Raw genomic sequence first — 12321 nt, 5'->3', positions numbered from 1 at the left:
GTGGACCCGGTCCTGCTGCGCCGATCCTTCGGCCCACAGCTGACGCAGCCCCCGACCTGCGCGAAGGGCGCCGCGGACCGTGGTCCGCGGCGCCCTTCGGCGCAGGTGCGTCGTGCTACTGGATGAGCTTGCGGTCGCGCAGCGTGGCCAGGGCCTCGTCGAGGATGGCCTTGCCGTCGGCGTCCGAACGACGTTCCTTCACGTAGGCCAGGTGCGTCTTGTACGGCTCCACCTTCGGCGGGGCCGGGGGGTTCGCCTCGTCCTGGCCGGCGGGGAACCCGCAGCGCGGGCAGTCCCAGGTCTCGGGGACGACGAGCCCGGGCTCCTCGGCGAAGCTGGGACGGATCTGGTGGCCGTTGGCGCACCAGTAGGAGACGAAGACTCGGGGAGCTGCGTCGCCGCGCTCCGCCTCGCCCATGGGTCCGGCGCCGACTCGGCTGCCTCGGATTGCGTTGCCACCTGCCATGTTGGAGTGCTTCCTTTCGGGTCAGGCGGAGAAGCGGTCGATGAGACCGATGCCGACGATGCAGGCGAACCAGATGACGCCGACCGCGACCGTGAAGCGGTCGAGGTTGCGCTCGGCCACGGACGAGGAACCCAGCGACGTGGACATGCCACCACCGAACATGTCGGACAGGCCGCCACCCTTGCCCTTGTGCAGCAGGATCAGCAAGGTCAGGATCAGACCACCGATGACCAGCAGGACCTGCAGGCCAATGCGTACGGCTTCCACGGTTCACCCATCTTCGTCGACAACAGTTCGCCACCGTAACGGCAGCAGCGGTCAGGATACCTTCTTGCCGCGCCGGGCTGAACCGACCGCGCCGAACCGCCCGACCGAACTCCTGCCGCGCCGGTCGGCGCGGGGGTCAGCTCGTCTTGTTGTGGTCGCGGTACCGGCAGATCGAGGAGAACTCCTCCGGCACGATCGAGGCCCCACCGACGAGGGCGCCGTCGACGTCCTCCTGGGCCATGATGGCCGCGACGTTGTTGGCCTTGACCGACCCGCCGTAGAGCACGCGCACCGCGTCGGCGAGGTCACCGGAGTAGAGCTCGGCGAGCTTGGTCCGGATCGCCGCACACACCTCCTGGGCGTCCTCGGGCGTCGCCACCTCACCCGTGCCGATGGCCCAGACCGGCTCGTACGCGATGACGACCGACCTGGCCTGCTCGGCCGTGACGCCGGCGAGGCCGGCCTCGACCTGGGCGAGGACGTGGGCGACGTGCTCGCCGGCCTGGCGCACCTCGAGGCCCTCCCCGACGCAGAAGATCGGCGTCAGGCCGTGCTTGTAGGCCATCTTCACCTTGGTGTTGACGACCTCGTCGCTCTCGGCGTGGTACTCGCGCCGCTCGCTGTGCCCGACCGTCACGTAGGTGCAGCCGAGCTTCGCCAGGAACGCCCCGGAGATCTCGCCGGTGTACGCGCCCGGGTCGTGCGCGGACAGGTCCTGTGCGCCGTGGCGCAGCTCGAGCCGGTCACCGTCGATCAGGGTCTGCACCGAGCGCAGGTCGGTGAACGGCGGGAGGACGACGACCTCGACGGCCTTGAAGTCGTGCCGGCCGTCGCGCAGGGTCCAGTCGAGCTTCTGCACGAGGTGGGTGGCCTGCAGGTGGTCGAGGTTCATCTTCCAGTTGCCTGCCATGAGCGGCGTGCGTCCGGAGGTCTTGGCTGCCATCAGGCGGGGTCCTTGGTGGTGTCGGGCGCGGTCTGGTGGTCGGGTCCGGCCTCGTCGAGGACCGTGAGCCCCGGGAGCTCCTTGCCCTCGAGGTACTCCAGGCTCGCGCCACCGCCGGTGGAGATGTGGCCGAACTGCGCGTCCTCGAACCCGAGCTGGCGCACGGCGGCCGCGGAGTCGCCACCGCCGACGACGGTGAGGGCACCCTTCTCGGTGACCTCGACCAGGGCCTTGGCCACGGCGGTCGTGCCCGCGGCATACGGCTCCATCTCGAACGCGCCCATCGGGCCGTTCCAGAACACGGTCCGGCAGTCCTTGAGCTTCTCGGCGAAGAGGACTCCCGACTCAGGTCCGATGTCGAGCCCCATCCGGTCCGCCGGTATGGCGCCGGCCGGCACCACGTCGTGCTCGGCGTCCGCCGAGAACTCCGTCGCGGCGACGATGTCGACGGGGAGGACGATCTCGACGCCGCACTCCTTGGCCTGCTCGATGTAGCCGCGGACGACGTCGAGCTGGTCGGCCTCGAGGAGGCTCTTGCCCACCTCGTAGTCCTGGGCGGCGAGGAAGGTGAACACCATGCCGCCGCCGATGAGGAGGCGGTCTGCGGTCTGGAGCAGGTTGTCGATCACCCCGAGCTTGTCGGAGACCTTCGCACCGCCGAGCACCACGGCATACGGGCGCTCGGGGTCCTCGGTGAGGCGCTTGAGGACACCCACCTCGGTCTCGACGAGGCCACCCACCGCGGACGGCAGCAGACGGGCCACGTCGTAGACGCTGGCCTGCTTGCGGTGCACCACCCCGAACCCGTCGGAGACGAAGGCCTCGGCCAACCCGGCGAGCTGTCCCGCGAACTCGGCGCGCTCCTCGTCGGCCTTGGCCGTCTCCCCCGCGTTGAAGCGAAGGTTCTCCAGCAGGACGACGTCGCCGTCCTGCGCGGCGTCGACCGCCGACCGGGCGCTCTCCCCCACCGTGTCGGTGGCGAAGGTGACGTCGCGACCGAGGAGCTCGCCGAGGCGTGCCGCCACGGGCGCCAGGGAGTACCGGTCCTCGGGCGCTCCCTTGGGCCGCCCGAGGTGGGCGCACACGATGACGCGTGCGCCCGCCTCGGACAGGGCCTTGATCGTCGGGACGGACGCACGGATGCGGCCGTCGTCGGTGATCTGTGCGCCGTCCAGCGGCACGTTGAGGTCAGACCGGACGAGGACGCGCTTTCCGCGCAGGTCGCCCAGCTCGGAGATCGACCGCATGCGTCAGAGGGACTTGCCGACGAGGGTGACGAGGTCCGCGAGGCGGTTGGAGTAGCCCCACTCGTTGTCGTACCAGCCGATGACCTTGACCTGGTTGCCGATCACCTTGGTGAGGCCCGCGTCGAAGATGCAGGAGGCGGGGTCGGTCTCGATGTCCTTGGAGACGATCGGGTCCTCGGTGTAGACGAGGACACCCTTGAGGGGGCCTTCGGCAGCCTTCTTGATGGCGGCGTTGACCTCTTCGGCGGTGGTGTCGCGGCCGGCCTCGAAGGTGAGGTCGGTGGCCGAGCCGGTGGCGATCGGCACGCGCAGGGCGAAGCCGTCGAGCTTGCCCTTGAGCTCCGGGAGGACCAGGCCGATGGCCTTGGCGGCACCGGTCGACGTCGGGACGATGTTGAGGGCGGCGGCACGGGCCCGACGCAGGTCCTTGTGCGGGGCGTCCTGGAGGTTCTGGTCCTGGGTGTACGCGTGGATCGTGGTCATGAGGCCCTTGACGATGCCGAACTCGTCGTTGAGGACCTTGGCCATCGGGCCCAGGCAGTTCGTCGTGCAGGACGCGTTGGAGATGATGGTGTGCTTCGAGGCGTCGTAGTCGCCGTCGTTGACACCCATGACGATCGTGATGTCCTCGTTGGAGGCCGGCGCGGAGATGATGACCTTCTTGGCGCCACCGTCGATGTGGGCCTTGGCCTTGGTCGCGTCGGTGAAGAAGCCGGTCGACTCGACGACGATGTCGGCGCCCACTGCGGCCCAGTCGATCTTGGCGGGGTCGCGCTCCTCGAAGACGCGGAAGCTCATGCCACCAGCGGTGATCGAGGTGTCGTCGTAGGTCACCTCACCCGGGAAGCGACCGAGGATGGAGTCGTACTTGAGCAGGTGGGCGAGCGTCTTGTTGTCCATCAGGTCGTTGGTGGCCACGACCTCGATGTCGGCTCCCGACGCCACGACGGCGCGGAAGAAGTTGCGACCGATGCGGCCGAAGCCGTTGATTCCTACGCGAACAGTCACTGTGCCAAGTCCTTCTCAGGTGGGGACGGTGTGCCGCGTGACGCGGCACGAGGAGTCGCTCCCGACCCTATTGGATGGTGGTCCCACGCCGACAGGACGGTCCGGTGTACGGGCCGGTAACCTCCGGGCAACCTGACGGTGACGCAGCCAGGTGCCGGGGCCAGCTACTGGTCGCCGCCGAAGAGGTCGCGCGTGTAGATCTTGTCGGCGACGTCGGCCAGCTCGGCGACCACACGGTTCGCCACGATCACGTCCGCCTCGGCCTTGAACTCCGCGAGGTCACGGACCACGCGCGACCCGAAGAAGTGGTCATCGGCGATGGCCGGTTCGAAGACGATGACCTCGACGCCCTTGGCCTTGATCCGCTTCATGATCCCCTGCACGCTGCTGGACCGGTAGTTGTCGGACTCGGCCTTCATGATGAGCCGGTGGATCCCGACGACCTGCGGACGCCTCGACAGGATGTCCTGCGCGACGAAGTCCTTGCGCGTGGCGTTCGCGTGGACGATCGCCTCGATGAGGCTCTGGGGGACGTTCTGGTAGTTGGCGAGCAGCTGCTTGGTGTCCTTCGGCAGGCAGTACCCGCCGTACCCGAAGGACGGGTTGTTGTAGTGGCTGCCGATGCGAGGGTCCAGCCCCACGCCGTCGATGATCTGCCGGCTGTCGAGGCCGTGGGTGGCCGCGAAGGTGTCCAGCTCGTTGAAGAAGGCCACCCGCATCGCGAGGAAGGTGTTGGCGAACAGCTTGATGGCCTCGGCCTCGGTGCTGTCGGTCAGCAGCACCGGGACGTCGTCGGTCAGGGCCGCCTCGCTGAGGAGGTCGGCGAACCGCTGGGCCCGGTCGCTGCGCTCGCCCATGACGATCCGGGACGGGTGCAGCAGGTCCCACAGGGCCTTGCCCTCGCGGAGGAACTCGGGGCTGAAGACCACCGAGTCGAGCCCCAGGCGGTCGGACACGTCGCGGGTGAACCCGACGGGCACGGTCGACTTCACGACGAGGGTGGCCTGCGGGTTGTGGGCCGCGGCGTCCTTGAGCACGGACTCGACCGACGACGTGTTGAAGTAGTTGGTCTCGGGGTCGTAGTCGGTCGGTGTCGCGACGACGACGAACTCGGCGCCGGCGTAGGCCAGGGCCGGGTCCGTGGTGAACGTCAGGTCGAGGTCCTCGGACGCCAGGGCGGCCTCGATCTCGCTGTCGTGGATGGGGCTGCGACGTTCCTGCAGGCCCGCGATGCGACCGGCGTCGATGTCGAGGGCGACGACCGGGTGCCGGCGGGACAGCAGCACGGCGATGGACAGGCCGACGTACCCCGTGCCGACGACGGCGATCTGTGTCATGCGTCCAGCATGTCAGGCGTGAGGTTGGCGTCCGTGCCCGGGACGCCGAGGTCCTGCGCCCGCTTGTCGGCCATCGCCAGCAGCCGTCGGATCCGCCCGGCCACCGCGTCCTTGGTCATCGGCGGCTGCGCCAGCTGGCCGAGCTCCTCCAGGGAGGCCTGCTTGTGCTGCAGCCGCAGCTCACCGGCCTCGCGGAGGTGGTCGGGGATCTCCTCGCCGAGGATCTCCATGGCACGGTGCACCCGCGCCCCGGCCGCGACGGCCGCGCGGGCCGAGCGGCGCAGGTTCGCGTCGTCGAAGTTGGCCAGGCGGTTGGCCGTGGCCCGCACCTCACGCCGCATCCGGCGCTCCTCCCACGCGAGCACCGCCTCGTGGGCACCGAGCCGGGTCAGCATCGCGCCGATGGCGTCGCCGTCGCGGATGACCACACGGTCCACCCCACGGACCTCACGGGCCTTCGCCTGGATGCCGAGGCGGCGCGCGGCACCGACGAGCGCCAGGGCGGCCTCCGGGCCGGGGCAGGTGATCTCGAGGGCAGAGGAGCGCCCGGGCTCGGTCAGGGAGCCATGGGCGATGAACGCGCCACGCCAGGCCGCCTCGGCGTCGCACGCCGAGGCGCTGACCACCTTCGGCGGCAGACCCCGGACGGGACGACCCCGCGCATCGATCAGGCCGGTCTGGCGAGCCAGGGCCTCACCGTCCTGCACGACCCGCACGACGTAACGGCTGCCCTTGCGCAGGCCTCCGGCAGCGAGCACGAGCACCTCTGACGGGTGGCCGTAGAGGTCGCCGATGTTCTTGCGGAGCCGTCGGGCGGCGTTGGCCGTGTCGAGCTCGGCCTCGACGACGATGCGGCCTCCGACGATGTGCAGCCCGCCCGCGAACCTCAGGGTCGCCGCCACCTCCGACTTGCGGCAGCACGGTTTCGTGACGTCGAGCCTGCTCAGTTCGTCCTTGACCCGCGCCGTCATCGCCATGCCGTCATCCTGCCATCTCGCCGTGGTGCTTCGGTGGGGTCCGTGGGCCCCGCTTGGTCGGTCCTGCTCCCGGGTGCTCGCCCGGTCGGGGTGTCGTCACCCGAAGATGTCACGGTACGCCGCGGCGAGTCGCAGGGAGTCATGGTGCCCCGGTGCACTGCGCTGGGCGACCGCCGCCACGACGACCTCCGCACCGAGCCGCGCCGCCGCCTCGCGCAGCTGGTCCTCGTCGTCGACCGCACCCGGGTCGGCGAGCACGACGTCGAGCCGCAGTCGGGGGGCGTGGTCGGCCAGCGCGTCGACCTGGCGGGCGCAGGAGAACCCGGCGGTCTCACCCGAGTGCTCGAGGTTCAGGGTCAGCAACCGCCTGGCCGCCGTGTCGTGGAGGGCGTCACGCAACGCCGGCACCATGAGGTGGGGCATGACCGAGGTGAACCACGAACCGGGGCCGAGGATGACCCAGTCCGCCTCACGGACCGCGTCGATCGTCTCGGCCGCCGACGGGGGGTCGGCGGGCTCGAGCGCGATGCTGCGCACCTGACCGCGGGTGCTGGCGACCGCGACCTGGCCGCGGACCGTGTCGACGCGCTCCGGGTCGGCCGGGTCCGTGCCCGCGATCTGGGCGGTGATCTCCAGCGGGACGGCCGCCATCGGCAGCACCCGCCCCCGCGCGTTGAGCAGCCGCCCGACGAGGTCGAGCCCGGTCACGGGGTCGTGGTGCAGGTCCCACAGCGCGGCGATGAGCAGGTTCCCGAGGGCGTGGCCGGCGAGTGGCCCGTCGCCCCGGAACCGGTGCTGCAGCACGTCGCGCCAGGTGTGGCCCCACTCGGTGTCGTCGCACAGCGCCGTGAGGGCCATCCGCAGGTCACCGGGCGGGAGCACGTCGAACTCGTCGCGCAACCGTCCCGATGAGCCACCGTTGTCCGCGACGGTCACGACGGCCGTGATCTCGTCGCAGACCAGCTTGAGGGCCTCGAGCGAGGCTGCCAGGCCGTGCCCACCCCCGAGGGCGACGACCGCGGGACCCGTCATTCCTGCCCCAGGTCCCGGTGGACGACGAAGGTCGCCACGTCGTCGCTGGCCAACCGGGTCCGGAGCGCCTCGGCCACGGCGACCGAGCGGTGCTTGCCGCCCGTGCACCCGACGGCGACGGTGGCGTACCGCCGTCCCTCGCGGACGTAGCCGGCCACGACCGGCTCCATGAGGGCGCCCACCCGCTCGACGAACTCGCCCGCGCCCTCCTGTCCCAGCACGAACTCCGACACCGGGGCGTCCTGACCGGTGAAGTTGCGCAGCTCGGGGATCCAGAACGGGTTGGGCAGGAAGCGCATGTCGAAGACGAAGTCGGCGTCGAGAGGGACGCCGTACTTGAACCCGAACGACATCACCGCGAGCCGGACCTTCGGGCCGGACCCGCCGTCGGCGAAGACGGGGTGCACCTTCTTCGCGAGCTGGTGGACGTTCAGCCCGGACGTGTCGATGACGACGTCCGCGACGGCGCGCAGGTCGGCCAGCATCTCGCGCTCACGGACGATGCCGTCGAGCAGGCGGCCGTCCCCCTGGAGCGGGTGCGGGCGCCGCACCGACTCGAACCGGCGCACCAGGGCCTCGTCGGTGGCATCGAGGAAGACCAGGTTGGGGTGCCAGTCCCGCAGTCGCAGCTCGTTGAGCGCGGTCTGCAGGTGGGCGAAGAACCCGCGGGCCCGCACGTCGACGACGGCCGCGATCCTCGGCAGCTCCGCGCTGCGGCCCACGCCGCTGGCGAGGTCGGCGAGGGAGACCAGCAGGTGCGGGGGCAGGTTGTCGACGACGTACCAGCCGGAGTCCTCGAGCACGTTGGCCGTGGTGGAGCGACCGGCCCCGCTCATGCCGGTGACGATGACGAGCTCGGGTCGGGACGGGGTCGCCTCGTCCGGTTCGTCGGGGCCTGTCCCTGCCGCGCTGGTCACTGCCCTGCTCCGTCCTCGTCGATGATCTCGCCCGTCATCAGGTTGACGGCCGGAGTGCCCGACCCCTGCGAGGCCAACTCTGCCGCAATCGTGGCCGCCAGCGCAGGCCCGATGCCAGAAACCTCGGTGAGCTCCTCGGCGGTCGCCGCCCGGATCTTCTTGACCGACCCGAAGTGCCGCAGCAGGGCCTTGCGCCGGGTCTCCCCCAGTCCGGGTACGGCGTCGAGCACGCTGGCGGTCATCGCCTTGGACCGGCGCTGCCGGTGGAAGGTGATCGCGAAGCGGTGCGCCTCGTCGCGCAGCCGTTGCAGGAGGTACAACCCCTCGCTGGTGCGGGGCAGGATGACGGGGTAGTCCTGGCCCGGCACCCACACCTCCTCCAGCCGCTTGGCCAGGCCCACGACCGCGATGTCGTCGATGCCCAGGGCCGTCAGCGCCGCCTTGGCCGCGTTGACCTGGGGCAGACCACCGTCCACGACGACGAGGTTGGGCGGGTAGGCGAAACGCTTGGGCCTGCCCGTGTCGGGGTCGATCCGTTCCGGACCTGCCTCGGGGTCTGGCCCGAGCTCGAGGTCGGCGGACTGGTCGCGCTCCTCGAGGTAGCGGCTGAACCGTCGGGTCAGCACCTCGTCCATGGCTGCGGTGTCGTCCACCTGCTCGCCACGGATGACGAACCGGCGGTACTCGCTCTTGCGGGCCAGGCCGTCCTCGAAGACGACCATCGACCCGACCACCTGGGAGCCCTGGATGTGGCTGATGTCGTAGCACTCGATCCGCAGCGGTGCGTCGGTCAGGTCGAGGGTCTCCTGCAGCTGCTGCAGGGCCACGCTGCGGGCCGTGAGGTCACCGGCCCGGGCCAGCTTGTGGCGGGCCAGGGACTGCTTGGCGTTGCGGTGCACGGTCTCGAGCAGGGTGCGCTTGTCCCCGCGCTGCGGCACGCGCAGGTCCACGTTGGAGCCCCGCAGCGCACCGAGCCACAGCGACACCGCCTCCGGGTCGTCCGGCAGGACGGGGACGAGCACCTCGCGCGGCACCCCCTCACCCGACTCCCCGCCATACACCTGCTGGAGCAGGTGACCGACGATCTCGGGGACGGTCTCGGCGTCCATCTCGGCCACCCAGCCGCGCTGGCCGCGCACCCGTCCGCCGCGGACGTGGAAGACCTGGACGGCGACCTCGAGGCCGTCGTCCTCGAGGGCGAAGACGTCGGCGTCGGTGCCGTCACCGAGGACGACGGCCGACTTCTCGAGCGCTTTGCCGAGGGCGACGAGGTCGTCGCGCAGCCGGGCCGCCTGCTCGAACTCGAGCTCCTTGGACGCGGCGGCCATGTCGCGCTCGAGCCGCTTCACGAACCGTGAGGTGTTGCCGGCCATGAAGTCGCAGAAGTCCTCGGCGATGGCCCGGTGCTCCTCCGGGCTGACCCGGCCGACGCAGGGCGCCGAGCACTTGTCGATGTAGCCGAGCAGGCACGGGCGGCCGACCTGGCCGGCCCGCTTGAACACGCCGGACGAGCAGGTGCGCACCGGGAAGACCCGCAGCAGCAGGTCGAGCGTCTCGCGGATGGCCCACGCGTGGGCGTAGGGGCCGAAGTAACGGGTGCCCTTGCGCTTGGCACCGCGCATCACCTGCGCGCGGGGGAACTCCTCCCCCATCGTCACCGCGAGGTAGGGGTAGGACTTGTCGTCGCGGTACTTGACGTTGAACCGCGGGTCGAACTCCTTGATCCAGGAGTACTCGAGCTGCAGGGCCTCGACCTCGGTGGAGACGACGGTCCACTCGACGCTGGCCGCGGTGGTGACCATCGTCGCGGTCCGCGGGTGCAGGGCGGACAGGTCCTGGAAGTACGAGGACAGCCGCGGGCGCAGGGACTTGGCCTTGCCGACGTAGATGACCCGCCGGGCCGAGTCGCGGAACCGGTAGACCCCCGGGTCGACGGGGATCTCCCCCGGCGCAGGACGGTAGGTCGTCGGATCAGCCACGGCCCCACTCTATGGAGCGGCACCGACGCCGCCCACGTCGAGGGGTGTGCCCCGCGGGCCTGCGGAGCACACCCCCGGCCGACGCCGTTGTCGGCTCAGGTGACGGAGATCCCGTCACCGCTCACGGTGACCTTCTTCTCCGGCAGCGGCGACGAGGCGGGCCCGTTCTTCACGGCACCCGTGGTGATGTCGAACTTGCTGCCGTGGCACGCGCAGTTGATCGTGCCGTCCGAGACGTCCGCGACCACGCAGGACTGGTGGGTGCAGACGGCGCTGAACGCCTTGAACTCACCGGAGGCGGGCTGGGTCACGACGAGCTTCTGGTCGGCGAACACCTTGCCACCGCCCACGGGGATGGTCGCCTTGGAGATGGCGTCCTTGACGGCGCCGGCCGCCGCGTCCGAGGCGCTGCTGACGGCCGTGTTGGCGGCGTCCTGGGCCGAGCCGCAGCCGGCCAGGGCCACCGCACCGACCCCGGCACCGGCGGACGCCAGGACCACCCGGCGGCTGGGGCGCGGGACCGAGGCATCGTGGGCAGGCGGGGCGGTGGTGGGCTGGTCGTCGAGGTGGGTCATGGGTACGCCTTTCGGTGGGATGGCCCTTCGGGGACAGACACGTGGCGCCGAGTATGCAGCGCCATGCTGTGTATACGTACGAAAGGTCCGCCGAGTTCGCCTCACGGAGATCGTCGTCCCACCGCTCCTACATGGCCGGAGGATGTCGTCGTCTGACGCGGCCAAACAGTAAGACCTGTGATAACGACACGATCACGCCTGAGGCCGAAGTCCCCAACCGGGCGACGTCCGGCGTCATAGTCTGCACACACCCCATCCGGGGAACCGTGGGCGCTGTGACCCTGCTGCCTCCACGTGCACCATGTGACTTCAGGAGGAGTCTTGCGTTCCGTGTTCAAGATTGGCGCGCCCCTCGTGGCGGCTGCGCTCGCACTGAGTGCCTGTGGCGGCACCACCAACGACGCCGGATCCACCAGCGGTGGCAAGGCGTGCGACCTCAAGATCGGCTTCTTCGGTGCACTTACCGGAGACGCCGCGAACCTCGGCATCAACATCAAGAACGGTGCCGAGCTCGCCGTCTCCCAGTACAACGAGAAGAACGCCGACTGCAAGGTCACGCTGACCTCGTTCGACAGCCAGGGTGACCCGGCCATCGCCCCCGGACTGGCCCAGAAGGCCGTCACCGACAAGAAGCTCGTCGGCATCGTCGGCCCCGCCTTCTCCGGTGAGTCCAAGGCTGCCGACCCGATCTTCGAGCAGGCCGGCCTCAACACCATCTCCGCTTCCGCCACCAACCCGGCGCTGTCCGAGAACGGCTGGAAGACCTTCCACCGCATCCTCGGCAACGACGCCACCCAGGGCCCGGCGGCCGCGAAGTACATCAAGGACACCCTCAAGGCCACCAAGGTCTTCGTCTCCGACGACACGTCCGAGTACGGCAAGGGCCTCGCCGACATCGTCAAGAAGGACCTCGGCTCCGCGGTCGCGGGTTCGGACGAGACCGCTGCCGACGGCAAGCAGGACGACTTCTCGGCCACCGTGACCAAGGCCAAGTCCTCGGGTGCCACCGTGTTCTTCTACGGCGGCTACTACTCGAACGCCTCCAAGCTGGCCAAGCAGCTCAAGGACGGCGGCTTCACCGGCACGTTCGTCGCGGCTGACGGTGTCAAGGACGACGGCTTCATCAAGGGCGCCGGTGCGGCGGCCGAGGGTGCCATCGTGACCTGCCCCTGCCTCCCCCCGGACAAGGCTCCGGAGTTCCAGGCCGCCTACAAGAAGGCGTACAACTCCGACCCGGCCACCTACTCGGCCGAGGCCTACGACGCGGCCAACGTGTTCCTCGCGGGCATCAAGGCCGGCAAGACCACCTCGGCGGACATGACGGCCTTCATCGGCTCGTACTCCGCCCAGGGCGTCACCAAGAACGTCAAGTTCGACGCCAAGGGTGAGCCGGCCGAGGTCTCCGTCTGGGCCTACAAGGTCACCGGCGGCAAGATCGTCCCGGACCAGGAAATCAAGTAGTTCCACGCGTAGCGGCCAAGGCTCTCGGCATCGAGGGCCTTGGCCGCTACCGTGTTCCCACCCGGACGCGGGCCGGCCTGGTCTCCCCCTGACCCAGGTTGAGAAGCCCCCT

At 70.1% G+C, this 12321-nt stretch carries 12 protein-coding genes; 1 reads left to right on the top strand and 11 read right to left on the bottom strand.

All coding sequences use genetic code 11. The features are described 5' to 3' along the window. Positions 1–115: 115 nt before the first annotated feature. The 11 genes from ACYVKF_RS16020 to ACYVKF_RS15970 all read right to left on the bottom strand — a co-directional run bounded on the left by ACYVKF_RS16020 (position 116) and on the right by ACYVKF_RS15970 (position 10748). On the bottom strand, positions 116–466 hold the full coding sequence (locus ACYVKF_RS16020) for an RNA polymerase-binding protein RbpA (RefSeq protein WP_082553092.1): 351 nt from the start codon (positions 464–466) through the stop codon (positions 116–118). 21 nt (positions 467–487) lie between these two features. Then, positions 488–733, bottom strand: a complete 246-nt coding sequence (gene secG, locus ACYVKF_RS16015; RefSeq protein WP_056914320.1) for a preprotein translocase subunit SecG — start codon at positions 731–733, stop codon at positions 488–490. Between the two features lie 136 nt (positions 734–869). Continuing rightward, positions 870–1676, bottom strand: coding sequence for a triose-phosphate isomerase (gene tpiA, locus ACYVKF_RS16010; RefSeq protein ID WP_056918949.1), 807 nt, complete (start codon positions 1674–1676; stop codon positions 870–872). After that, positions 1676–2923 carry a phosphoglycerate kinase gene (locus ACYVKF_RS16005; RefSeq protein WP_460967709.1) on the bottom strand — a complete coding sequence of 416 codons (1248 nt, stop codon included), beginning with the start codon at positions 2921–2923 and terminating at the stop codon, positions 1676–1678. The genes tpiA and ACYVKF_RS16005 overlap by 1 nt, the downstream gene beginning before the upstream one ends. A 3-nt stretch (positions 2924–2926) precedes the next feature. After that, positions 2927–3931, bottom strand: a complete 1005-nt coding sequence (gap, locus tag ACYVKF_RS16000) for a type I glyceraldehyde-3-phosphate dehydrogenase (protein ID WP_460967707.1) — start codon at positions 3929–3931, stop codon at positions 2927–2929. A gap of 164 nt (positions 3932–4095) precedes the next feature. Next, the gene (locus ACYVKF_RS15995) at positions 4096–5268 is read right to left on the bottom strand and encodes a nucleotide sugar dehydrogenase (RefSeq protein ID WP_056918946.1); all 1173 of its coding nucleotides are present in this window, start codon (positions 5266–5268) and stop codon (positions 4096–4098) included. Then, complete coding sequence (gene whiA, locus ACYVKF_RS15990; RefSeq protein WP_056914315.1) at positions 5265–6245, bottom strand: DNA-binding protein WhiA; 981 nt, start codon at positions 6243–6245, stop codon at positions 5265–5267. Before whiA ends, ACYVKF_RS15995 begins: the two co-directional genes overlap by 4 nt. Positions 6246–6341: 96 nt before the next feature. Further along, entirely contained in the window at positions 6342–7277 is a 936-nt protein-coding gene (locus tag ACYVKF_RS15985) for a gluconeogenesis factor YvcK family protein (protein WP_056914314.1), read from the bottom strand. Continuing rightward, the gene (rapZ, locus tag ACYVKF_RS15980; protein ID WP_056914313.1) at positions 7274–8194 is read right to left on the bottom strand and encodes an RNase adapter RapZ; all 921 of its coding nucleotides are present in this window, start codon (positions 8192–8194) and stop codon (positions 7274–7276) included. The genes ACYVKF_RS15985 and rapZ overlap by 4 nt, the downstream gene beginning before the upstream one ends. Beyond that, positions 8191–10173: an excinuclease ABC subunit UvrC gene (gene uvrC / locus ACYVKF_RS15975; protein ID WP_460967704.1), complete on the bottom strand. Its 1983-nt coding sequence runs from the start codon at positions 10171–10173 to the stop codon at positions 8191–8193. Before uvrC ends, rapZ begins: the two co-directional genes overlap by 4 nt. Before the next feature lie 95 nt (positions 10174–10268). Beyond that, positions 10269–10748, bottom strand: coding sequence for a Rieske (2Fe-2S) protein (locus tag ACYVKF_RS15970; RefSeq protein ID WP_082580491.1), 480 nt, complete (start codon positions 10746–10748; stop codon positions 10269–10271). A 330-nt stretch (positions 10749–11078) separates the two neighbouring features. On the opposite strand from ACYVKF_RS15970, the gene ACYVKF_RS15965 reads away from it, so the two are divergent. After that, on the top strand, positions 11079–12209 hold the full coding sequence (locus ACYVKF_RS15965; RefSeq protein WP_056914311.1) for a branched-chain amino acid ABC transporter substrate-binding protein: 1131 nt from the start codon (positions 11079–11081) through the stop codon (positions 12207–12209). Positions 12210–12321: the final 112 nt, after the last annotated feature.

The sequence above is a fragment of the Pedococcus soli genome, from assembly GCF_054782575.1.
This window is presented reverse-complemented; position numbering and strand designations above follow the sequence as displayed.

What these genes read in the sequence shown, in the direction of transcription:
- ACYVKF_RS16020 (WP_082553092.1), bottom strand. Translation starts at nt 466, where the DNA reads ATGGCAGGTGGCAACGCAATCCGAGGCAGCCGAGTCGGCGCCGGACCC.
- tpiA (WP_056918949.1), bottom strand. Translation starts at nt 1,676, where the DNA reads ATGGCAGCCAAGACCTCCGGACGCACGCCGCTCATGGCAGGCAACTGG.
- ACYVKF_RS16005 (WP_460967709.1), bottom strand. Translation starts at nt 2,923, where the DNA reads ATGCGGTCGATCTCCGAGCTGGGCGACCTGCGCGGAAAGCGCGTCCTC.
- ACYVKF_RS15995 (WP_056918946.1), bottom strand. Translation starts at nt 5,268, where the DNA reads ATGACACAGATCGCCGTCGTCGGCACGGGGTACGTCGGCCTGTCCATC.
- whiA (WP_056914315.1), bottom strand. Translation starts at nt 6,245, where the DNA reads ATGGCGATGACGGCGCGGGTCAAGGACGAACTGAGCAGGCTCGACGTC.
- ACYVKF_RS15985 (WP_056914314.1), bottom strand. Translation starts at nt 7,277, where the DNA reads ATGACGGGTCCCGCGGTCGTCGCCCTCGGGGGTGGGCACGGCCTGGCA.
- ACYVKF_RS15970 (WP_082580491.1), bottom strand. Translation starts at nt 10,748, where the DNA reads ATGACCCACCTCGACGACCAGCCCACCACCGCCCCGCCTGCCCACGAT.